At 60.8% G+C, this 20,680-nt stretch carries 17 protein-coding genes; 11 read left to right on the forward strand and 6 right to left on the reverse strand.

Annotation, left to right across the window (positions count from 1 at the left end):
- The first annotated feature begins 164 nt into the window (after positions 1-164).
- From EOS_RS09085 to EOS_RS09110, 6 genes are all read left to right on the forward strand, one after another.
- Positions 165-1,808, forward strand: coding sequence for a fatty acid--CoA ligase (locus EOS_RS09085; protein WP_047846289.1), 1,644 nt, complete (start codon positions 165-167; stop codon positions 1,806-1,808).
- A gap of 22 nt (positions 1,809-1,830) precedes the next feature.
- On the forward strand, positions 1,831-2,295 hold the full coding sequence (locus tag EOS_RS09090) for a MaoC family dehydratase (RefSeq protein ID WP_047846290.1): 465 nt from the start codon (positions 1,831-1,833) through the stop codon (positions 2,293-2,295).
- Positions 2,296-2,348: 53 nt separating this feature from the next.
- Positions 2,349-4,055 carry an alpha/beta fold hydrolase gene (locus EOS_RS09095; protein WP_047846291.1) on the forward strand — a complete coding sequence of 569 codons (1,707 nt, stop codon included), beginning with the start codon at positions 2,349-2,351 and terminating at the stop codon, positions 4,053-4,055.
- A 76-nt stretch (positions 4,056-4,131) separates the two neighbouring features.
- Entirely contained in the window at positions 4,132-4,554 is a 423-nt protein-coding gene (locus EOS_RS09100) for a phasin family protein (protein WP_047846353.1), read from the forward strand.
- A gap of 86 nt (positions 4,555-4,640) precedes the next feature.
- Positions 4,641-5,474, forward strand: a complete 834-nt coding sequence (gene phaZ / locus EOS_RS09105) for a poly(3-hydroxyalkanoate) depolymerase (RefSeq protein WP_047846292.1) — start codon at positions 4,641-4,643, stop codon at positions 5,472-5,474.
- A complete protein-coding gene (locus tag EOS_RS09110) occupies positions 5,471-6,766 on the forward strand; it encodes a DUF445 domain-containing protein (protein ID WP_047846293.1) in 1,296 nt (431 codons plus the stop codon). The genes phaZ and EOS_RS09110 overlap by 4 nt, the downstream gene beginning before the upstream one ends.
- Positions 6,767-6,784: 18 nt before the next feature.
- Here EOS_RS09110 and EOS_RS09115 read toward each other — a convergent pair whose 3' ends face one another.
- Positions 6,785-9,517: a LuxR C-terminal-related transcriptional regulator gene (locus EOS_RS09115; RefSeq protein WP_047846294.1), complete on the reverse strand. Its 2,733-nt coding sequence runs from the start codon at positions 9,515-9,517 to the stop codon at positions 6,785-6,787.
- Positions 9,518-9,908: 391 nt separating this feature from the next.
- Here EOS_RS09115 and EOS_RS09120 point away from each other — a divergent pair, with 391 nt between their 5' ends.
- The 4 genes from EOS_RS09120 (at position 9,909) to EOS_RS09135 (ending at position 14,262) form a co-directional block, all read left to right on the forward strand.
- On the forward strand, positions 9,909-10,658 hold the full coding sequence (locus EOS_RS09120; protein ID WP_047846295.1) for an electron transfer flavoprotein subunit beta/FixA family protein: 750 nt from the start codon (positions 9,909-9,911) through the stop codon (positions 10,656-10,658).
- Between the two features lie 16 nt (positions 10,659-10,674).
- Entirely contained in the window at positions 10,675-11,622 is a 948-nt protein-coding gene (locus EOS_RS09125) for an electron transfer flavoprotein subunit alpha/FixB family protein (RefSeq protein ID WP_047846296.1), read from the forward strand.
- 14 nt (positions 11,623-11,636) lie between these two features.
- Entirely contained in the window at positions 11,637-13,427 is a 1,791-nt protein-coding gene (locus EOS_RS09130) for an acyl-CoA dehydrogenase C-terminal domain-containing protein (RefSeq protein ID WP_047846297.1), read from the forward strand.
- Positions 13,428-13,503: 76 nt separating this feature from the next.
- On the forward strand, positions 13,504-14,262 hold the full coding sequence (locus EOS_RS09135) for an OmpW/AlkL family protein (RefSeq protein ID WP_235442749.1): 759 nt from the start codon (positions 13,504-13,506) through the stop codon (positions 14,260-14,262).
- Between the two features lie 11 nt (positions 14,263-14,273).
- Here EOS_RS09135 and EOS_RS09140 read toward each other — a convergent pair whose 3' ends face one another.
- Together EOS_RS09140 and EOS_RS09145 are read right to left on the reverse strand one after the other, a co-directional pair.
- Complete coding sequence (locus EOS_RS09140; protein WP_047846298.1) at positions 14,274-15,158, reverse strand: SDR family NAD(P)-dependent oxidoreductase; 885 nt, start codon at positions 15,156-15,158, stop codon at positions 14,274-14,276.
- A gap of 11 nt (positions 15,159-15,169) precedes the next feature.
- A complete protein-coding gene (locus tag EOS_RS09145; RefSeq protein WP_047846299.1) occupies positions 15,170-16,003 on the reverse strand; it encodes an SDR family NAD(P)-dependent oxidoreductase in 834 nt (277 codons plus the stop codon).
- Between the two features lie 127 nt (positions 16,004-16,130).
- Here EOS_RS09145 and EOS_RS09150 point away from each other — a divergent pair, with 127 nt between their 5' ends.
- The gene (locus EOS_RS09150) at positions 16,131-16,694 is read left to right on the forward strand and encodes a TetR/AcrR family transcriptional regulator (RefSeq protein ID WP_047846300.1); all 564 of its coding nucleotides are present in this window, start codon (positions 16,131-16,133) and stop codon (positions 16,692-16,694) included.
- 151 nt (positions 16,695-16,845) lie between these two features.
- Here the strand turns inward: EOS_RS09150 and EOS_RS49170 are convergent, their stop codons facing one another.
- From EOS_RS49170 to poxB, 3 genes are all read right to left on the reverse strand, one after another.
- Positions 16,846-17,238 carry a DUF3331 domain-containing protein gene (locus EOS_RS49170; protein WP_053063813.1) on the reverse strand — a complete coding sequence of 131 codons (393 nt, stop codon included), beginning with the start codon at positions 17,236-17,238 and terminating at the stop codon, positions 16,846-16,848.
- A gap of 203 nt (positions 17,239-17,441) precedes the next feature.
- Complete coding sequence (locus tag EOS_RS09160; protein ID WP_047846301.1) at positions 17,442-18,716, reverse strand: MFS transporter; 1,275 nt, start codon at positions 18,714-18,716, stop codon at positions 17,442-17,444.
- Positions 18,717-18,767: 51 nt separating this feature from the next.
- Entirely contained in the window at positions 18,768-20,489 is a 1,722-nt protein-coding gene (gene poxB / locus EOS_RS09165; protein ID WP_047846302.1) for a ubiquinone-dependent pyruvate dehydrogenase, read from the reverse strand.
- Positions 20,490-20,680 lie beyond the last annotated feature (191 nt).

Consider the following 20,680-nt stretch of genomic DNA (forward strand, 5'->3'; position numbering starts at 1 on the left):
CCCGCTTAAGTTCACGGCACTCCCCCATTCAGGGGGTGCTGCCCGAGTCCTGACACTTGCATGATTGTCGCAACGGGATGTCACAGCAGGCCGAGAAAAATAAATAGATCAGCATTCGCCTGCAATCCAGCTTGCAATCCATTTTTGGACTAGAGGAGATATAGATGCAGGACGAAGCCAAGACGCCAGGATCCACCGCCTACGCCTATCCGTTGCTGATCAAGCAGTTGTTGCTCACGCCGTTCGTTCAGGCGCAGGACGAGGAGATCGTCTACCGGGATCAGTTCCGGATGACCTATGCGACGTTGCGCGAGCGTATCGCACGCCTCGCCAACGGTTTGAGCCAACTTGGCGTGCAGCACGGCAGCACCGTCGGAGTGATGGACTGGGACAGCCACCGCTATCTCGAATGCTATTTCGCCGTTCCGATGATGGGCGCTGTCTTGCAGACCGTGAACGTGCGTCTGTCCCCGGCAGAAATCGCCTACACGATCAATCACGCCGGCGCTGAAATCCTCCTGGTCCACACTGATTTTCTGCCTGTCGTCGAAGCGATCAAGGACAAACTGGAAACAGTGCGTACTTTCATCTGGATCGATGAGTCAGGCAGCGAAGCTTGTGCACACAGTATTCCGTTCTCGGCTGAATACGAGGCGATGCTGTCGGGCAATAGCACGAGCTACGCGTTTCCGGACTTTGACGAGAACACTCGTGCAACGACGTTTTACACCACCGGTACGACCGGTCTTCCCAAGGGCGTCTACTTTACGCATCGGCAACTGGTTCTGCACACCATCACCCTGATGGCGGCACTGGCGAGCCCTGTCTCGGGACAGCGTTTCCATCGTGGCGACGTGTACATGCCGCTCACCCCGATGTTTCATGTCCACGCATGGGGCATGCCGTATATCGCCACGGTTCTGGGTGTGAAGCAGGTCTATCCCGGGCGCTATTCACCGGACCGGCTCGCACGCCTCGTTCGCGACGAGGGCGTCACGTTTTCACATTGCGTCGGCACGATCCTGCACATGCTGCTCTCGTGCGAGGAGGGGATGGCGACGGACCTGAGCAAGTGGAAGATCATCATCGGCGGCGGCGCGTTGCCGCAAGGCCTCGCCCAAGCGGCGCTAGACCGGGGCATCGACGTGTTCGTCGGTTACGGGATGTCGGAAACGTGCCCTGTACTCAGTCTCGCGCAACTTCCGCCCGGAGCCGAAAAGCTCGACGCCGGCGAGCAGCTTCGCCTGCGCTGCAAGACCGGCCGGCCTGTTCCCCTGGTTGACCTGCGTGTCGTCGACGACGACATGAACGAGCTCGTCCACGATGGCAAAGCCACCGGCGAAATCGTCGCTCGGGCACCGTGGCTCACGCAGGGATATCTGAACAATCCCGAGGCTTCTGAACAGCTTTGGGCCGGCGGTTATCTCCATACGCAAGACATTGCCAATATCGATCCGACGGGCAACATACAAATTACCGATCGTCTAAAGGACGTGATCAAGTCCGGCGGCGAGTGGGTTTCATCGCTCGAAATAGAAAACCTGATCTCGCAATACGAGGGCGTTTCCGAAGTGGCCGTCATCGGCATCAAGGATGATAAATGGGGGGAGCGGCCGGTAGCCCTGGTCGTGCTCAAGGAGGGGACGGCAGTCACGGAGGACGATATCAAGCAGCACGTACTGTCGTTCAGCGCATCCGGGAAGATCTCGAAATACGCGGTGCCGCAGGTCGTGAAGTTCGTCGATGCACTTGCAAAAACGAGTGTTGGCAAGATCAACAAGAAGGGGCTGCGCGAGCAGTTCGCCTGACCAGCGCCAAGGAGCAAACACGATGAGCATCAATGGATACAGCGTCGCCACCATCGACGACTTCGTTGGCCGCGAACTAGGCGTGTCGAACTGGGTTGATGTCGATCAGGCACGTATCAATGCGTTCGCCGAGTGTACGGGCGACAAGCAATGGATTCACGTGGACGAGGAGCGCGCGAAGCGCGAAAGCCCGTTCGGCGGCACGATCGCACACGGCTATCTGACGCTTTCACTACTGGCGGCGCTCGCCATCGAGATCGGAACCATTCCAGAGGACGCATCGGCCGGGCTGAACTATGGGCTGGACAAGGTGCGCTTCATGACACCGGTGAAGGCGGGAGCGCGAGTGAGAAATCGCGTGACGCTGATGTCGGTGGAAAAGAAGGGCGGCGGCCGGATCGTCGTCAAGACGATGAACGAACTGCAGATCGAGGGCGAGGAGAAGCCGGCGCTCATCGCCGAGACCTTGGCGATGCTGGTCTCGTAAGCGCCAAGCAACCGGGTTGGCGAAGGGGATAGAGATGTTTGAGGAGCGGCAAGATGGCGGCAAATGACGAAAGCACGGCACGCAGCGAGGAGCAGAACGACCTCGCGGCGTCTGCCGCGGAAGGCATACTCGGACCGAATCCGTTCGTGGGACTGCGCCCGCGTGACATTCTGGCAACCGCGCAACAGATTGGCGCCCAGGCGTTGCGACAACCCACCTTGCTCATGGAGCAGGAGGCGGCGCTTGCGCGCGATCTGATGGCTGTGCTTGCCGGCAGCGCGGAGTGTACGCCGCCTCAGGGCGACAAGCGCTTCACCGACCCTGCGTGGCAGGACAATTCGCTTTACCGCATGGCGCTGCAAGGTTACGTGGCGTGGCGCAACGCGCTGACAGGGTTTGTCGACCGCTCGGCGCTCGACGCGAAGAGCAAGGAACGCGCGCAGTTCGTGCTGTCGCTGTACACCGACGCCATGTCGCCGACGAACACGCTGCTCGGCAATCCGGCCGCGCTCAAGAAGGTCATCGATTCGGGTGGTGCGAGCCTGCTTGGCGGCATCAGGAACCTCGTGACGGACATGCTGCAGAACCAGGGGATGCCCGCGCAAGTCGACAGGTCGGCGTTCAAGGTGGGCGAAAATCTCGCCACGTCGCCGGGCGCGGTGGTCTTTCGCAACGATGTGCTCGAGCTGATCCAGTACACGCCGGCAACCGAGCATGTGTACGTCCGCCCGCAATTGATCGTGCCGCCACAGATCAATAAGTACTACATTTTCGACCTCTCCGAAGGCAAGAGCATCGTCGACTATCTGGTGAAGAGCGAGTTCCAGGTGTTCGTGGTGAGTTGGCGCAATCCTACTGCTGCGCAGAGTCACTGGGACCTCGATACCTATGTTGCCGCGCTCCTCGAAGCGATCGGGGCGGTGCGGGATATCACCGGCAGCGACGACATCAACCTGCACGGCGCCTGCTCGGGTGCGATGACGATTTCGGCGCTCCTCGGCCACCTCGCAAGCCGGGGTGACAGGAGCGTCAATGCCGCCACGCTGATGGTCGCCGTGCTGGACAATACGGCTGACTCGCAGCTCGGTCTCTTTGCAACGCCGGAAGCCATCGCGGCCGCGAAGCAGAACAGCACATCGAAGGGCGTGCTCGCCGGCGAAGAAATGGGCCGCGTGTTCGCGTGGATGAGACCCAACGATCTCGTCTGGAACTACTGGGTCAATAACTATCTGCTCGGTAAAACGCCGCCCGCTTTCGACATCCTCTATTGGAACAACGACGCGACCCGGCTGCCCGCGCGGATGCATGGGCAACTTCTCGATATTTTCACGGGCAATCTGTTCAGCAAGCCTCGCGCGCTGACGGTCCTGGGTACGCCGATCGACCTGTCCAACGTGACGTGCGACAAATACGTCGTCGCGGGCATGACCGATCACATCACCCCGTGGAAGGGCGTGTACAACACGGCGCGCACGTTCGGCGGCGACACGCGCTTCGTGCTGAGTTCGAGCGGTCATATCCAGAGCTTGATCAACCCGCCGGGCAATCCGAAGGCGAAGTTCTTCCTCAATCGCGATTTGGCCGGCAATGCCGACGCGTGGCTCACCAATGCCCGGGCCGAAAAGGACACGTGGTGGGGCGACTGGCGCACGTGGCTCGCCGACCATTCCGACGAGCGGCGGCCCGCACCGGCGACGCTCGGCAACAAGCGGCACCCCTCGGGCGTGAAGGCACCGGGAACGTATGTCGTGGAAGCATAAGGCACACGCTCCGGCACACTCGTTGACCGCACAGTGGTCAACATTTTCTTAATGTAGTTTAATTGGAGTACTGATGATGGATTCAACCAATTCGAATAGAATTTTCGCTGAATATAAAAAGGTCATTGGACAGTTCAAGCTGCCGGGCATCGACGTCGCTGCGATCCTCGAGACGCGCCGCAAGGACATCGAGGCGATCGCCGAAGCCAATACGACCGCGATTGCAGGCGTGCAGTCGCTAGCTCAGAAGCAGTCGGAGATCCTCCGCACGACACTGACCGAATTGCAGTCGCTCGTCAGCCGCGTTGGCCAGTCGGGCGCCCAGCCCGCCGCCAACACGGGCGAAGTGGTCCAGCAGGCATTGCAAAAGGCGCTGGTGGACATGCAGGAACTCGCAGACACGGCATACCGTGCGCAGTCGGACAGCTTCGCGGTGGTCACCAAGCGCGTCGCCGAGCACGTCGAGGAATTGAAGACGCTCCTTCAGCCGAAGAAGTAATGCCGAAGAAGTAATTCGACACAGCCGATGCGACATGCCGACGCCTCGAATGATTGTCCTTCCAGAAGCTGATCCGGAAACAAGAAATGCACACGAACCCCGAGTCTGCTTGCAGTATGCAAATCCAGATGATCGATCTGGACGGTCAGATACTGCGTGTCGCAACGTGGCACGGCAGTGACGCTTCGCCGCCGCTGCTCATTTTCAACGGCATCGGCGCCAACCTCGAACTGGTGGAGCCGTTCGTCACGGCGCTCGAAGATGTGAGCGTCATCATCTTCGACGTTCCCGGCGTCGGCGGCTCGCCTGCTCCGGTCGTGCCTTATCGCTTTTCCACGTTGTCCGTGTTGACCGACAAGTTGCTGACGCGGCTGGGCCATGAGGGGGCCGTCGATGTGCTCGGCGTATCGTGGGGCGGCGCGCTGGCGCAGCAGTTTGCGCGTCTGTATCCGGGGCGCTGCCGCAGGCTGATCCTTGCGGCAACCTCACCTGGCGTCATCATGGTGCCGGCCAAACTGTCAGTGTTGTCAAAGCTGATCGGGCCGCGCCGCTACACCGATCCCGCTTACCTGCAACAGGTGGGCGCGGACATCTACGGGGGCGCTTACCGGCGCAATCCGTCGCTGCTGAAGGCGCACAGCCAGCACATCCAGCCGCCGCGCGGGCGCGGCTATATCTATCAACTGCTGGCCGCGACAGGCTGGAGCAGCTTGCCGTGGCTTGGTGCGTTGCGCCAGAAGACACTGGTCATGCACGGCAACGACGACCCGATCGTGCCGCTGACCAACGCGAAGATTCTCGCCGGCCGTATCCGCGATGCGACGCTCTATGTGATCGACGACGGTCACCTGTTTCTTATCTCGCGCGCGAATGAAGTCGCGCCTGTGGTGCGCAGGTTTCTCCGGCAGGAGGCGAGTTGAGTTTCTTTGCGGGCGACGGCGATCGCGATGGTATGCGGCCGACCATTGCGAATGCAGGCGAAGACCGCAAGGCAAGCGGCTTGAAGCGCATGCGGCGAACGGCGATGTGGCTGCTCGCCTTCATGATTGCGTTGCTGTTCGCGTGTGTCGCCTGGCAGGCTGACCATTCATGGCTTGCGTGGCCGCGCGCGTTTGCGGAGGCCGGCACGGTCGGCGCGATCGCGGACTGGTACGCAGTCGTCGCGCTGTTCCGTCATCCTTTGGGTTTGCGGATCCCGCACACGGCGATCATTCCGCAAAACCAGCAGCGCATTGCCGAGAGCCTCGGCAGCTTCGTCGAAGAAAATTTCCTGGCACCGGAGCTCATCATCGGCAGGCTGAGCGGCCACGATGCCGCACAGGCGCTTGCCCGGTGGCTGGCGCAGCCGGCGAACAGCCGCGGGGTCGCCGATATCGTGGCGGACGCCGTTGCAGGATTACTCGAGGGCATTGACGAAGCAGACCTCCAGTGGTTTTTCGACCGTCTGGTGATACCGCAGTTGCGTACGCTCGACGTATCCCGCGTGGCCGGCGACGTCCTCAAAGTACTGACCGAAGGCGAGCGGCATCAGCCGTGGCTGGTTCACGGACTCGAAGCTCTGGAGAAGTGGCTGACGGCGAACGTCGACATGATCAAGGCCAAATTCAGCGAGACGTCGAGGTACACGCCCGCGCCGCTTGACGACTATATCGTCAGGAAATTTATCGAAGGCATCATTGCGCTTCTCCATGAAGCGGCGGCGAGTCCGGACCACGCGCTTCGCCGCCAGTTCGATGAGACCTTGCAGGCGCTGACCGTGAGATTGCAGACATCGGCCGTACACCGCCGTTTCGGCAAGTCGCTGATGCACGACTGCATCCGCTATTTCAGGCATGCAGACTATTATCGCGTGCTGCTGGAGCGCTTACGCATACGTGTGACCGCCGATCTCGGTCACGAGCAATCGTCCGTGCGCGACGCATTGACAAGCATGCTGGCTTCACTCGGCAAGCGGATCAGCCGCGAGCCCGCGATTCGACACAAGCTGAGCGCGTGGTGGCTCGCGCTCGCGCGTGAACTTGTCGTGCGCTACGGGCGCCAGTTGTCCGCGCTGATCACCGAGGTCGTAAAAGGCTGGAATGCGGGTGAAGTGAGCCGGAAGATCGAAGCAGAAATCGGCCGTGACCTGCAGTATGTCCGGATCAACGGCACATTCGTGGGCGGCATGGTCGGCGTGCTGCTTCACGCCGCCATACTCGCCATCATGCGGTGAGACGCGGTGACATGCGCGCTAGCCGGCCGCGACCAGTCCCATTGCCTGTGCGCGCGCAACGGCGTGCGCGCGCTTCTCGACGGCCAGTTTCACGAAGATGTTCTTGACATGCGTCTTGACGGTTTCTGGCGTAATCCCCAGGGTGCGCGCGATCTCCTTGTTCGACTGCCCTTGGGCAATCAGTTCGACGATGCCGCGCTCCCGTGCGCTCAACGGCTCGCGCTCCATGTCACGCTTGGGGCCCGCGGCAGGCTCATACAGCACTCGCCAGCCGTCCAGCAGGCGATCGATGTAAGCGACGCTCTCCTTCGTCTGTGGGGTGGAACGTGTGTCGTCGCGAACCGCAAGCAGGAGCGGCCCGATTTCGGGCCCCTGGTCGAGAATCGAGCGGTAGATATCGTTACTGGCCTTCAGGACTTCGCGAAAGATTTCGACGGCGCGGGTCCGTTCGTTCGCACCCAACCAGACGAGCGCGAGCACGGTGCGCAAGCGCAGCGCGAGATAGTCGCCGTGCCGCTCTTCGACGCTTCGCAGAGCGGATGTCAACGACCCGAGGGCTGCCTCTGTCCGGTTCTGGGCCATCGCCACCCAGGCCACCGCGATGGCACGGAAGGTTTCGACCTCCGGCGAGACTGCGTTCTCAGCGGCGGAACGGGCATGCACCAGTTGATCCAGTTGCACGATACATGCCGACGCTTCCGCGATCCTCCTTTCCGCGAGATAGAGCCGCGCGCGCTCGACGAGGACGCCGGCAATCAGCCGGTCCCATCGGCGTGCATAACCCAGGACCTCCGCCCGATGGAGCAGCGCATAGGCCTGTTCGGCGTCGGCGCGCGCGATAGCGATCCGCACGAGCACCCGATAAGCGATCAAGGTGCTATCGAGCAGGACCGCCAGGTCGATCACCGGCATGAGATCGACCAGCAACGCTTCCGCTTCGTCGAGCCGCCCCTGCTCGTACCAGATCTGCGCAATCATGGGCGCGCACAACGCGGCCGAGATGGATTTCGGACCCGCATGGCGCTCGGCGAGCTGCATCGACTCGGTGAAATAGCGCTCGGCGAGCGCGAAGTGCATCTGTTGCATTTCCGCGTGGCCGAGCAGGCATAGCCGGTAGACCGAAGCGAACACATTGCGCTGGTCTTCCTCGATGGAATAGGGGATCCACGGTGTCGCGTACAGCGCTTGCAGGTTGCCTGCTTTCCAGTGCCCGAAGCGCACGACGTTGGAGACGACGTTGGTGGTCCAGCTGTCTGTCGACGGCCGGTCGAGGCACGGCTGTGCGATAGCAAGCGCGCGCGGCGCGTCGTCCTGTAGTGCGACCACCACCGAGCGGATCGCCTGGCATTCCCAGCGGATGTTTTCGGAGGCGTCGCTCGGGCCAGAACCAGCGTCGCGCTCGATCTCATCCAGCATCGCGAGCGCTTCGTCGAAACGCATCGCCAGCGCCATCCCCCACGCGATCGCGAGCGTGACCTTGATCTGCCCGCGCATCAGGTGCGCCGGGAACTGCCGTTGCCAGCCGAGCAGCGTGAGCAGGTCGCCTTTTGTGACGAGCGCCATCGCGCAGTGACCCATCAGGGAGACGGCGTCTTCCGTATCGCCCGCGGCGATTGCGTGCTTGACCGCGTCTGTCCATTGCTCCTCTTTGGCGTACCACTGGCACGCACGACGATGCAGGTCCACCACTTCATCGCGATGCCGGGTTTCGAGCCGCCGGCGCAGGTACTCGCCCATCAGATTGTGATAGCGGAACCAGCGTCCTTCGATATCGAGCGGTTCGAGCAGCAACTGGCGCGCAGAGATCGTGTCCAGCATGCCTTGCCCCGCGCCAATGCCGGTTACCGCTTCGCATAGCGACGCCGTCAGGCGGTCGAGTATCGACGTGCGCAACATGAACCCGACCATATCGGCTGGCAAACGCTTGAGTATGTCTTCAAGGTAGGCGGCGAACGGCCGGGAAGCACCGGACGGCGCGCCCACGTCCCAATCCGGTTTGCATTCGTCCCGCGATAGCACCGAGGCAGAAATTCGCAGCGCCGCTGCCCAGCCTTCGGTGTTCGCGAACAGCGACTTGACGCTGGCGGCGCGCAGGCCGCCTGGGCATTCCTGTTCGACAAAACTGTGTGTTTCGTCGAAGTTGAAACGGAGTGTCGACGCGTCGATTTCCAGCAGGTCGTTCCTGGCTCTCAGGTTGGCGAGCGGCAGCGGTGGATCGGTACGCGTGCAGACCACGACATGCACGCTCGACGGTGCGTTCGCGATGAAGTACGACATTGCATCGTGAATGACGGGCAAGCTGATCAGGTGATAGTCGTCGACAAATAGATAGACCTCGTCGTCGACTTCGACGAGTTCGTTGATCAGCGTCGACACGACTGAGTGCGCAGGCACGAGCGACGCCTCGGTGGTCAGGCTGAGCGCGGATGCGCCGACGCTGGCGCAGGCGTTGCGCAACGCCTGTGCCAGATGATGGAAGAAGCGCGCGGGTTCGTCGTCCTCCGTATCGAGCGACAGCCACGCGACATATGCGCCGCTTGCATTCAGCCCGTTGAGCCACGTGAGCGCAAGCGATGTCTTGCCAAAACCGGCAGGCGCTTTGATTACTGTCAGCCGTTTGTATTCCGCTTTCCCGGCGAGCACGACGAGCCGTGGCCGATCGATCAATCCGGCGGGCAGGCGCGGCGGAAACACCTTCGTTGCGAGGAAGAGAGGTGGCCTGTTCAGGGACGACGCTTCTATCACGTGCATCAGTGGCTCCAGACATTCGGGTTGACCCTGACTTCCATTTCCCGTCCATGCAATCGCGCTCCCCTGTAAGGGGGATTTTGCGCGGCGCCGCACTCAGACACCATTGATTCCAGCGAGGAGACACATAGTTCCACAGCTGGACAACGGTGCGGCACGACGACCTGTCACTGGGAGTCGCCCCTCGGCAGGCGCGGCCTGAACTGGTGTTTTGCTCACGAAATGATACGCCCAACCACACCTTGAGGGAGGAGACATGTCTACCCGCATCGAATCGCATTGCGTTGCACAAACCCGGGCCCGCTGCGCACATCCCTGACGAACAAAACAAAACCTCGATCGATCGGTTCACATGGCCGGCGTGGCGAAGTCCTTTATCGAAACGGAGTAGGCAATGAAAGTACTGGTTGCTGTCAAACGCGTCGTCGACGCGAACGTGAGAGTCCGCGTGAAAGCCGACGGCAGCGCTGTTGACATCGCGAATGTGAAGCTGTCGATGAACCCCTTCGACGAAATCAGCGTGGAAGAGGCAATGCGTTTGAAGGAAGCTGGCGCGGCGTCAGAGGTGGTGGTCGTGTCCTGCGGCGTGCAGGCCTGCCAGGAAACGCTGCGCACGGCGATGGCGACAGGCGCTGACCGCGCCATCCTCGTCCAGACCGACGCCGAGTTGCAGCCGCTTGCGGTTGCGAAGCTGCTCAAGGCGCTGGTCGACAAGGAGCAGCCGCAACTCGTGATGCTCGGCAAGCAGGCCATCGACGACGACGCGAACCAGGTCGGCCAGATGCTCGCAGCGCTGCTCGGCTGGCCGCAGGCGACCTTCGCATCGAAGGTGAGCGTGGAAGCAGGCAAGGCGACCGTGACACGCGAGATCGACGGCGGACTTGAGACGATCGAGGTCGATCTGCCGGCGGTGGTGACCACCGATCTCAGGCTCAATACACCTCGCTATGCGACGTTGCCCAACATCATGAAGGCGAAGAAGAAGCCGCTCGATGTGGTGACGCCCGATGCCCTCGGCGTCGACATCGCACCGCGGCTGTCGACGCTGAAGCTCGCTGAGCCGACAAAACGCGCGGCGGGTATTCGCGTCGCCGACGCCGCAGATCTCGTGGCGAAGCTGAAGAACGTCGCGCACGTCATCTGAAACGGAAGAGGGAACCATGTCCATACTCGTTATTGCAGAACATGACAATCACACGCTGAAGGCTGCGACGTTGAACACCGTCACCGCCGCCGCATGTCTTGGCGACGACATTCATGTGCTTGTCGCCGGATCGCAATGCGCGTCCGTCGCGGAACAGGCCGCCAGCGTCGCTGGCGTGAAGCGCGTGCGGGTCGTCGATGCGCCACACTACGCGCATCTGTTAGCCGAGAACCTGGCTGCGCTGATCACGACGGTCGCGGCCGACTACAGCCACGTGCTGGCGCCCGCCACCACAACCGCGAAGAACGCGATGCCACGCGTGGCGGCGCTGCTCGACGTCGCGCAGATCTCCGACGTCGTTGCCGTCGAGTCCGCCGATACATTCGTGCGCCCCATCTACGCGGGTAACGTGCTGGCGACGGTGCGAAGCGCGGACCGTATCAAAGTCATGACAGTACGCACGACAGCCTTTGCAGCGGCGCCGGCCGAAGGCGGCGCGGCGGCGATCGAATCGCTAGCGCCGGCTGTCGAGGTCCCGGGTTCACGTTTCGTGAGCCAGCAACTGACCCGCTCCGAGCGCCCTGAGCTGACATCGGCGCAGCGGGTGATCTCGGGCGGCCGAGGCATGGGCTCCGGTGAAAACTTCGCATTACTTGAGGATATCGCCAACAAACTGGGCGCAGCGGTCGGTGCGTCGCGCGCTGCCGTGGATGCCGGCTTCGCGCCAAACGACTATCAGGTGGGCCAGACCGGCAAGGTCATTGCACCGCAACTCTATATCGCGGTCGGTATCTCCGGCGCGATCCAGCATCTGGCCGGCATGAAGGACTCGAAAGTGATCGTCGCGATCAACAAGGACGAGGAGGCGCCGATCTTCCAGGTCGCCGATTATTGGATCGTCGGCGATCTCTTCAAGGTATTGCCGGAGTTGTCCGGTGAGCTGGACAAACTGCAACAAAACTGATTCCGGAGACCATGATGAGCACCTATATTGCCCCACTGCGCGACATGCGCTTCGTTATGACGGAACTGGCCGGTCTCGGCGAGTTGTCTTTGCTGCCTGGCTTCGAGGAGGTGACACCCGAACTCGCCGAGGCTGTGCTCGGCGAGGCGGCGAAGCTCGCGACCGAAGTGCTGGCACCGCTCAACAAGCCCGGCGACGAGCAGGGCGCGCGCCTGGCGAAGGACGGCGTGGTTGCAGCGGACGGTTTCGCGACAGCCTACCGGCAGTTCGTCGAAAGCGGCTGGAGCGGCCTCTCCGGTGCCCCGGATTTTGGCGGCCAGGGGCTGCCCGAGTTGTTGAGTGCGGCGACCGTCGAGATGTGGAATTCGTCCAACATGGCATTCGCACTGTGTCCTCTGTTGACGGCGGGCGCCACGGAGGCGCTGAGACAGCACGGGTCGGAAGAACTCAAGGGACGCTATTTGCCCAATCTCATCAGCGGTGAGTGGACGGGCACCATGAACCTGACCGAGCCGCAAGCGGGCTCGGATCTCGCTGCCGTGCGCACCAAGGCCGTACCCGAAGGCGACCACTATCGCCTCTACGGCCAGAAGATTTTTATCACGTGGGGCGATCACGATATGACGGGCAACGTCATTCATCTCGTCCTCGCACGCACGCCGGATGCGCCCGAGGGCGTGCGCGGCATATCGCTCTTTGTCGTGCCCAAGTTCCTGCTGAATGCCGATGGATCTCCGGGGCAACGCAACGACGTGCACTGTGTATCGCTCGAACACAAGCTCGGCATTCACGCGAGTCCGACCTGCGTGATGAGCTTCGGGGACCAGGGTGGGGCGATCGGTTATCTCGTGGGGCAGGAGAACAAAGGTCTCGCGCATATGTTCACGATGATGAACGAGGCGCGCCAGAAGGTGGGTATCCAGGGGCTTGCGGTGGCGGAACGCGCTTATCAGCAGGCCCGCGAATATGCGAAGGAACGCGTCCAGGGGCGGCTCGCAGCCAGCAAATCGGGTGACGCCGTGGCGATCATTCATCACCCGGATGTGCGGCGCATGTTGATGACGATGAAGTCCCAGATCGAAGCGATGCGTGCTTTCGCATACGTGATGGCCGCGGACATGGACCGCGCGCACCGTGACCCGGACGCCGGTGAGCGTGCACGTCGCCAGGCGCGTGTCGATCTTCTGATCCCCGTGTTGAAGGCATGGTGCACGGAGTTGGGCGTCGAGATTGCGTCGATGGGTGTACAGGTGCACGGCGGGATGGGCTACATCGAAGAGACGGGCGCGTGCCAGTTCCTGCGCGACGCACGAATCGCGCCGATCTACGAGGGCACGACGGGCATCCAGGCTGCCGACTTCGCAGGCCGCAAGCTCGCGTCAGATCAGGGCGCGGGGATGGCTGAACTGGTTGCGGAGATGCGTCAGACCGCGCTGGAGCTGAAGCGCAGCAAAGATACACAAGTGGAGTCCATTGGCACGGCGCTCGCGGCCGGTGTCCAGGCGCTCGACGATGCTACCGCCTGGATGTTGCACGCGTTGGCAACTGAGCTCGACGCAGCGCTTGCCGGTTCCGTCGACTATCTGATGCTCACCGGATACGTGTGCGGCGGGTGGCAGATGGGGCGCGCAGCGCTTTCTGCGTCAAAAAAATCCGCAGCGAACGAAGACCCGGACTTCCATCGCGCGAAGCTTGCCACTGCGCGCTTCTACGCCGACAAGGTCTTGCCCAAGGCGAATGCACTTCTGGAGGCGATCCGCAGCGGCGCGTCGAGCGGGTCGAGCCTCCCAATCGAGCAGTTCTGAGCAGTTCTGAGCGGCGATGCGATAAGACGTCGGTATGAAAATACTAATATGTAATCCGAAATAAATTAGAAGAGACATGATGAAAAAACTTGTATGCCTTGCGTTAATACCGGGTGCGATATGTTCCAGTGCGATGGCGCAGAGCGCGGGCAGTCTCATAACCAGCGTGGGTGGAGTTTGGCTCGACTTTGGCCCGTCTTCCGCAACATCGTTGCAGAGCAGTTCGGCTTTCGGCACATTCACGTCAACGGGCACGGGTGGTCAGATACATAACACGTTCACCCTGGAGCTCTCGACCACTTATTTCGTCACGGACCATATTGCTTTTGACCTGGCGGCGGGCATACCACCCAAGCTCCAGCTCTATGCGCAGGGCAACGCCAGACCATTCGGTGCGGGTGGGCCATCACTCAATCTGGGGAACCTGGCGCCGCTCGCCACCACCCGGTCGTGGTCACCCATTCTGTTCCTGAAGTATTACTTCTTCGACGCGCAGACGAAGCTGCGCCCGTTCGTCGGTATCGGCGGGAACTATACCTGGTTCTCGCATACCAATCTTAATTCGACATTCAGTGGTGCGTTACAGCAGATAGCAGGGCCGGGCGGACAGGTCAAGGCCTCGCTTAGTCCATCATGGAACCCCGCGGTCACCGCGGGCGCGTCTTACAATATCAGCAAGAACTGGTATGCGACTGGGTCGGTGACCTATCTGTCTCTCAAGACAAATGCGACGGTCAGTTCCGTGGCCGCCAACGGTCAGACGGTGTTGTCCAGCAAGACGCGCATCACAGCGGATCCGGTGATCGTCTTTCTTGGAATTGGATACCGGTTCTAGTCAGGCAATAGTCATTTGGGCTTCTTCAGGAAATCGAGCCCTTCCGGTAGTTGTGCATCCGGGAAATGCGTAGAAAGTGTGGTTTCGCGCCACCGCTCTTGTTCCTCGGCGCGCTCAGCATCTGCGAGACTGCAGACGTGCAGCGCATCGGCACCGAGCAACAGACGCAACGGAAGCGTGTCGCGACGTGACAGTTGAACGATCAATGCCGCGATCTTCGCGGGGTCGCTGATTTCGTGACCGCCATAGGCTTCCAGGAGCCTGAGCATATTGCCGACCGACTGTTCGTAGTCGGGCAACAGGTTATTGTTGCCGCTACGTGCTTCGCTGGCCCAGTCGGTGCGCATCCCTCCGGGTTCCAGCGTGCATACGCGAATGCCCATGTGAGCAACCTCCTTCGCGACCACGTCACTGAAACCGCCGACGGCCCACTTCGCTGCCTGATAGGCAGACAATCCTGGCGCCGACGTGCGGCCTCCCGCCGATGACACCTGGAAAATATGACCAGCGCGCTGTTTGCGCATCACTGGCAGCACTGCACGGGTCAGGTTGACCACACCGAAGAGGTTAGTTTCTACCTGATCGCGGAAATCCTGCGTTGTCATTTGCTCGAACGGAGCGGTGTGGCCATAACCCGCGTTATTAACCAGCACGTCGATGCGACCAAAGGCGTTGAGCGTGTGGTCGACCGCGCGTTGCGCGGCAACCTCGTTGGTGACATCGAGTGCGACGGGACGAATCCTGTCTGGATAGCGCTCGACCAAATCTCCCAGGCGTTCTGGATCGCGGGCGCCAGCGACAAGACGATCGCCCGCGGCTAGGACTGCCTCGCTGATGAGGCGCCCAAGGCCGCGTGCAGCGCCGGTTACCAACCAGATTTTTGAAGTATCAGACATGGTGAATCCCTTTAGTTGCGGCCGCCCTGCGCGGCCTTCGAAACGTTCTCCCAGCTTTCCCAAACTTTCAGGCGTTCCGCGTAGACCTGTTTGATCAACGGAAGCATTGCGCTGCCGAGGATGAGACGAAGCGGAGGCTCGGGCGCATCGACCACCTTCAGAATCGCTTCTCCAGTTGCGGAAGGATCGCCAAAGGCGTCGGCTGACAGCATCGACGCGAGGTGTTGACGTACCGACTCGTAAGCCGGCATCGGCAGTGCCTGCCGGATGGACGATTCATTCATGAAGTCCGTGGAGAACGGCCCCGGCTCGATGATCGTTACCTTGATCCCAAATCCGGCCACCTCGCCGGCAAGTGCTTCGGCCAAACCCTCCACGGCAAATTTTGTCGCTTCGTAGATACCACCCGTCGGGAAGGCAACGATTCCCCCCGCGCTCGACACCGGCAGGATATGTCCCGATCCCTGCGCTCGAAGAAGAGGGAGGGCGGCCTGAATTACAGACAGCGTGCCGAAGACGTTGGTCTCGAAGTTGGCGCGGGCGTCCTGAATGCTGACCTCCTCGATGGCGCCCATATAGCCATAACCGGCAACGCTCAAGATCACATCGAGGCGTCCGAAGTGCTGGTGCGCGCGTTTGACGGTACGGACAACTTCGTCATGGTCGGTGACGTCGAGCGGGAGCAGCAACAGGGCCTTGTCGTATTGTTTTTGCAGGACTTCGAGTGATTGCAGGTCACGTGCAGTAGCTGCAACCTTGTCTCCGCGTGCCAGCGCTGCTTCTGCCCATCGACGGCCAAAGCCACGCGACGCACCGGTGATGAACCACACTTTGGGACTGGCCACGTGTATCTCCTGAGTCAATAGATGGTCGATACGAATTGACAGTTTTGGTAAAACTGTCAGTTTCAGTCTAGTTCATTCGACAGTTTTCGTCAAAGTGTCGTGCCGTTGACGTGTCATAATCGACGTCATGAGCGAAGCAACTTCAACGCGCCGTGACCAGGTGGTCCAGGCGGCGATAGGCGTATTTCTACGATATGGCTATGCGCGCACGACGATGGCAGACATCGCGCAAGCGGCGGGTCTGTCTCGTCCGACGCTGTATCTGGCGTTTCCCGACAAGGACGCGATCTTTCATGCAGTCGTGGACGCGATGGTGGTTGACAAGTTGAGCGAGATTCGCCGGCGATTGCCTCGCTATCGCGGGTTCGAAAAAAAGCTGCGCTATGCCTGTGAGGCGTGGGGAGCAGAGGGATTCGAGTTGGTACAGGCACACCCGGACGCAAGAGACATGTTTGATCTGGGTTTCGCGTCCGTCTGCAATGGATTTTCCGCGTTTGGAGACTTGCTGACGGAAATCATCAGCGCACCACTCGCCGAATCGGGCTTAGGTATAGCAGCCGGGGACCTGGCCGAGACGATTGTGTTTGCTATCAAGGGGTTTAAGGAAATCGCCCGCGATGGCGCAGACATGCGGCGAATGATTGGCGTGCAGGTCGCGATCGTCGCTGCCGCGCTTGGTCGGAAAGGCTGATCCCATTCGTCGGGAGATCGATCCCCACTGGATCTTGCCGCCGGTGCCGCTTTTCGCGAAGCGAAACGCGAGGTTGTTGTTCCAGCACGCTTTCGTGCATCGTGATGCCTGGCAGACGCGGCGGTGTTGACGAAGAGCCGGATTTGAACCGTCAGACACGTTCCTCCACAGGGATAGCTTCCATGACTGTGGCCAGGATCATTGCTTCGATGTTTCGCGGTGCAGGTTGAACAAGCCTGGGTCGATACACGGCATCGCCTGTTGCGATAGTCTGGCCACTCAGGGCACAAATCCCGGCTTTCCTCGCGATGCAGCGCCGCCATGACTGTTCGCCGTAACAGCAGGAGGTCGAGTCGCTCCATGCAACCGTTGCCGAGGTCTGTCTATTGCGCTCCAGAACCCGGACGGCACATTTCGAAAAGTAGTCTTCGCCGCACATCGGGCGGACGCGACTGGACATAATGGGCCGCCGTATTTCGCCTTCGCTCGAGAGGAGCGCGATCGTTGACTGCCACGTTCTGTCTGCTTCAAAGGGAGCTTGCATGATGCGATTCCTCGATTCTCATTAGACAAACGGGAGTTCCGGCGATTGACCTGAAAAGCAACGGAAAGCCGCATGACATGGTCAAACGATCGTTGCGCGTAGTCCCGTCAGGTAGCGACGTTGATTTCCTGAAAAGATGCCGCGCGCAATCAACGTGACGTGCCGAAATAGGCATCCCCAAACGCTGGCCTGGATGGTCAGCCTCACATGTTCGAGCGTCCGCGCGGTCCGGTCTCGCGCATGAACATCGCAAACACCATGGCGAGCACGATGCCACCGAGCAGCCACGAGCCGGCTGCGCGGAACACCGGCAGGTTCATTGAGCCGCCGTTCGCGAGGTGGGCGAGCAGCTTGCCGTACGCGGGCGTGAGCAACGCGCTGAACGTGAACACCAGGAAATTGATCGCGCCGCTGGCGCTGCCCTTCACGTTGTCCGGATTGACTTCCTTGATCACCGTGTAGGGCAGCATTGCCGCACCTGAGCCGATGCCGAGCAGCAGGCCGAGCACGTAAGGCGGCGCCACACCGGTTGGCAGATAGAAAATGCCTGCGCCCGACGCAAGCATGAGCAGCGCGCCGGCGATCAACACCGGCTTGCGGCGGCCCAGACGGTCAGACAGGTAGCCTAACAGCGGGCAGCCGATCACCCAGCCGAGCGGCACCATGCTCGCGCGATTGACAGCCTCCGCATAGCTGACGTCGAGACCGTTGCGCAGGAACGGAATGCCCCAGATCATGTCGCCTACCGTCGTCGGCAAGAACAGCAGGCCGGCGCAGAAACCGCAAAGATACGACTGCGGATTGGACAGCACTTCCTTGTACGGCACGAACATCTTCATCCACGAGCCCTGGCTGGCTAGGCTGTCGTCATGGGCTGCCGGCGTCGCGAAGAACACCAGCACGGCGATCAGAAAGATGACGAGGCCGGACAGCCACCAGAACTGCTGCCACTTGATGATTCCGTGAATGAGCGGCGCAACGGCGAACTGACCCGCGGAGCCGCCCAGCATGCCGAAGCATTGAGTGAATCCTACGGCGGTCGCGAGAGAACGCGGGGGAAAGCCATGCGTGGCGAGATACACCGCGCCGATGAACCCGCACGCCGAACCCGCGCCTTGCAGCAGGCGGCCGATCTGCGCGGCCTCCACGGTGCCGAGGCCGAACAGTGCCGCCCCGACGGCAACGAGAACGATGCCGGCCGGAATGACGGCCTTGCCGCCGAGCCGATCGAGCAACGCACCGCAAACGATCGAGAACAGCGCATAGGTGTAGTAGTACAGGCCGACGAGTGCGCCCACGCCCAGCGCGTCGCGGGCGAACGCCGCACTCAACTCGGGCACCATCACACCCGGCGCGGAACGCAGCATGTACTGCATGAAGTAGAACGCCGCACAGAAAAGCCAGGCGATGACGAAACCCATGTGTATGGACTCGCGGCTCGCCGGAATATTTGCAGTGCTTACGAACTTGCTGGACATGGTTCGATTTCCATAGTTTGGATAACGGTACCTACACGCCTGCGGACTGCACTACCGGAACAGATTGACCTTTGCGAGGTCGATGAGCTGCTTGCCTCGACCGTCCATGACGGCGCGAAGCATGAACAGCCCAAAGTGGTAAGTCTGGTCGGCGGTGGTCGCAGGAGGCATCACGAGCTCCTGGCGTGCGCTCACTACGTCGACGAGAGCCGGGCCCGGATGGGCGAATGCTTCGCGTAGGGCTCCTTCCAGTTCCGCAGGGTGCTCGACGCGCACGCCTTTGATTCCGATCGCATTGGCCATCGCGGCGAAGTTCGGATTTTTCAGGTCACATCCTGTATCAATGAACCCACTGGCCTTCATCTCCATTTCCACGAAGCCCAGCGTTCCATTGTTGAGCACGACGACCTTGACCGGCAAGCCTGTTTGAATCAGCGTCAAAAACTCACCCATCATCATGGTGAAGCCGCCGTCGCCTGACATCGAAATCACCTGTCGCTTCGGGAAAGTGGCCTGCGCGCCAATCGAGTGCAACAGAGAGTTGGCCATCGAGCCGTGATTGAACGAACCGACCAGTCGTCGTTTGCCGTTCATCTTCAGATATCTGGCCGTCCACGCGACAGGGGTGCCGACGTCGCAGGAGAAGATCGCGTCCTCGTCCGCTAGTTCGCTGACGAGTCGGGTCACGTACTGCGGATGGATGGTGCTGCTGCCCGCTTCCGGCTCCGCCAGCTCATCCAGACTCTCGCGAGCCTTGCGATAGTCGTCGAGCGCGCGATTCAGGAAGCTACTGTCCGCTTTCTCCTGAATCTTTGGAAGAAGTTCATTGAGCGTATCTTTCACTGTTCCCAATACGCCGAGTTCTATCGGGCATCGATTGCCGAGCGCTTCCGCCCTTGTATCGACTTGCGCGATGGTCACCTTCTCCGGGTAGAACTGTCGATAAGGGAAGTCGGTACCCAACATCAGAAGCATGTCGCAACTCTTCATCGCGGAATAACCGGAGGCGAACCCGATGAGGCCCGTCATTCCCACATCGAACGGGTTATCGTATTCGATGTACTCCTTTGCTCGCAGCGAGTGAACGATTGGCGCTTTCAGCTTGCGGGCGAGTTCCACGACTTCAGCGTGGGAGTCCTTGCAACCCGCCCCGCAAAGCAACGTCACTCGCGACGACCGGTTCAAAAGGCGTGCGAGTTCCGCGACGTCGTCGTTCGATGGGTGAATCACTGGAGCGGCGGGCGCGCTCCAGTTCGGCACAGGTTTTGTGAGAGGCCCGAGTGCCACATTTCCAGGTACGACGACAACAGCGACGCCTTTACGCGCAACTGCCGTCCGGATGGCACGGCCCAGAATTTGCGGTAGCTGGTCGGGGCTGTGGACGAGTTCGACGTAGTGACTACATTCCTTGAACAGCACTTCGGGGTGGGTAGCCTGAAAATAGTCGAGGCCGATTTCCGTACTTGGGATATGCGCGGCGATAGCGAGAACAGGAACACCGCTCCGATGGCAGTCGAACAAGCCGTTGATAAGGTGCAGATTCCCCGGGCCGCAGCTCCCACAGCAGACTGCGAGTTGCCCCGTGAGATGAGCCTCGGCGCCAGCAGCAAAGGCTGCGCTTTCCTCATGCCGCATGTGAACCCATTCAATCGAACCATCCCGGCGCAGGGAGTCCGTGAATCCATTAAGCGAATCCCCCACCACACCGAACACGCGCTTCACTCCGGCATTTACTAGTGCACCCACCATGTAGTCGGCAGCTATCGTCGCCATTTCACATCTCCATAGGTTAAAAATTACTATAGGTCGGATGCAATCACCAAGCCGTAGTGACTGAATCGAACGGTTCGTAATGCCATGTTATTGATGGTAGTTAGCGAAGCGAAGGACGGCTATTACATGAATCTGGAATCAGCCCAGCGAGGCTAATGGTGCTCGACGCTTGTTGAGAAACGAGGCCAGGC

The organism is Caballeronia mineralivorans PML1(12), assembly GCF_001028175.1.
GTDB classification, from domain to species: Bacteria; Pseudomonadota; Gammaproteobacteria; order Burkholderiales; family Burkholderiaceae; genus Caballeronia; species Caballeronia mineralivorans.

Coding starts and splice junctions, on each gene's coding strand:
- EOS_RS09085 (WP_047846289.1), top strand. CDS start 165: ATGCAGGACGAAGCCAAGACGCCAGGATCCACCGCCTACGCCTATCCG.
- EOS_RS09090 (WP_047846290.1), top strand. CDS start 1,831: ATGAGCATCAATGGATACAGCGTCGCCACCATCGACGACTTCGTTGGC.
- EOS_RS09095 (WP_047846291.1), top strand. CDS start 2,349: ATGGCGGCAAATGACGAAAGCACGGCACGCAGCGAGGAGCAGAACGAC.
- EOS_RS09100 (WP_047846353.1), top strand. CDS start 4,132: ATGGATTCAACCAATTCGAATAGAATTTTCGCTGAATATAAAAAGGTC.
- phaZ (WP_047846292.1), top strand. CDS start 4,641: ATGCACACGAACCCCGAGTCTGCTTGCAGTATGCAAATCCAGATGATC.
- EOS_RS09115 (WP_047846294.1), bottom strand. CDS start 9,517: ATGCACGTGATAGAAGCGTCGTCCCTGAACAGGCCACCTCTCTTCCTC.
- EOS_RS09120 (WP_047846295.1), top strand. CDS start 9,909: ATGAAAGTACTGGTTGCTGTCAAACGCGTCGTCGACGCGAACGTGAGA.
- EOS_RS09125 (WP_047846296.1), top strand. CDS start 10,675: ATGTCCATACTCGTTATTGCAGAACATGACAATCACACGCTGAAGGCT.
- EOS_RS09130 (WP_047846297.1), top strand. CDS start 11,637: ATGAGCACCTATATTGCCCCACTGCGCGACATGCGCTTCGTTATGACG.
- EOS_RS09135 (WP_235442749.1), top strand. CDS start 13,504: ATGATGAAAAAACTTGTATGCCTTGCGTTAATACCGGGTGCGATATGT.
- EOS_RS09140 (WP_047846298.1), bottom strand. CDS start 15,158: ATGTCTGATACTTCAAAAATCTGGTTGGTAACCGGCGCTGCACGCGGC.
- EOS_RS09150 (WP_047846300.1), top strand. CDS start 16,131: ATGAGCGAAGCAACTTCAACGCGCCGTGACCAGGTGGTCCAGGCGGCG.
- EOS_RS49170 (WP_053063813.1), bottom strand. CDS start 17,238: ATGCAAGCTCCCTTTGAAGCAGACAGAACGTGGCAGTCAACGATCGCG.
- EOS_RS09160 (WP_047846301.1), bottom strand. CDS start 18,716: ATGTCCAGCAAGTTCGTAAGCACTGCAAATATTCCGGCGAGCCGCGAG.
- poxB (WP_047846302.1), bottom strand. CDS start 20,489: ATGGCGACGATAGCTGCCGACTACATGGTGGGTGCACTAGTAAATGCC.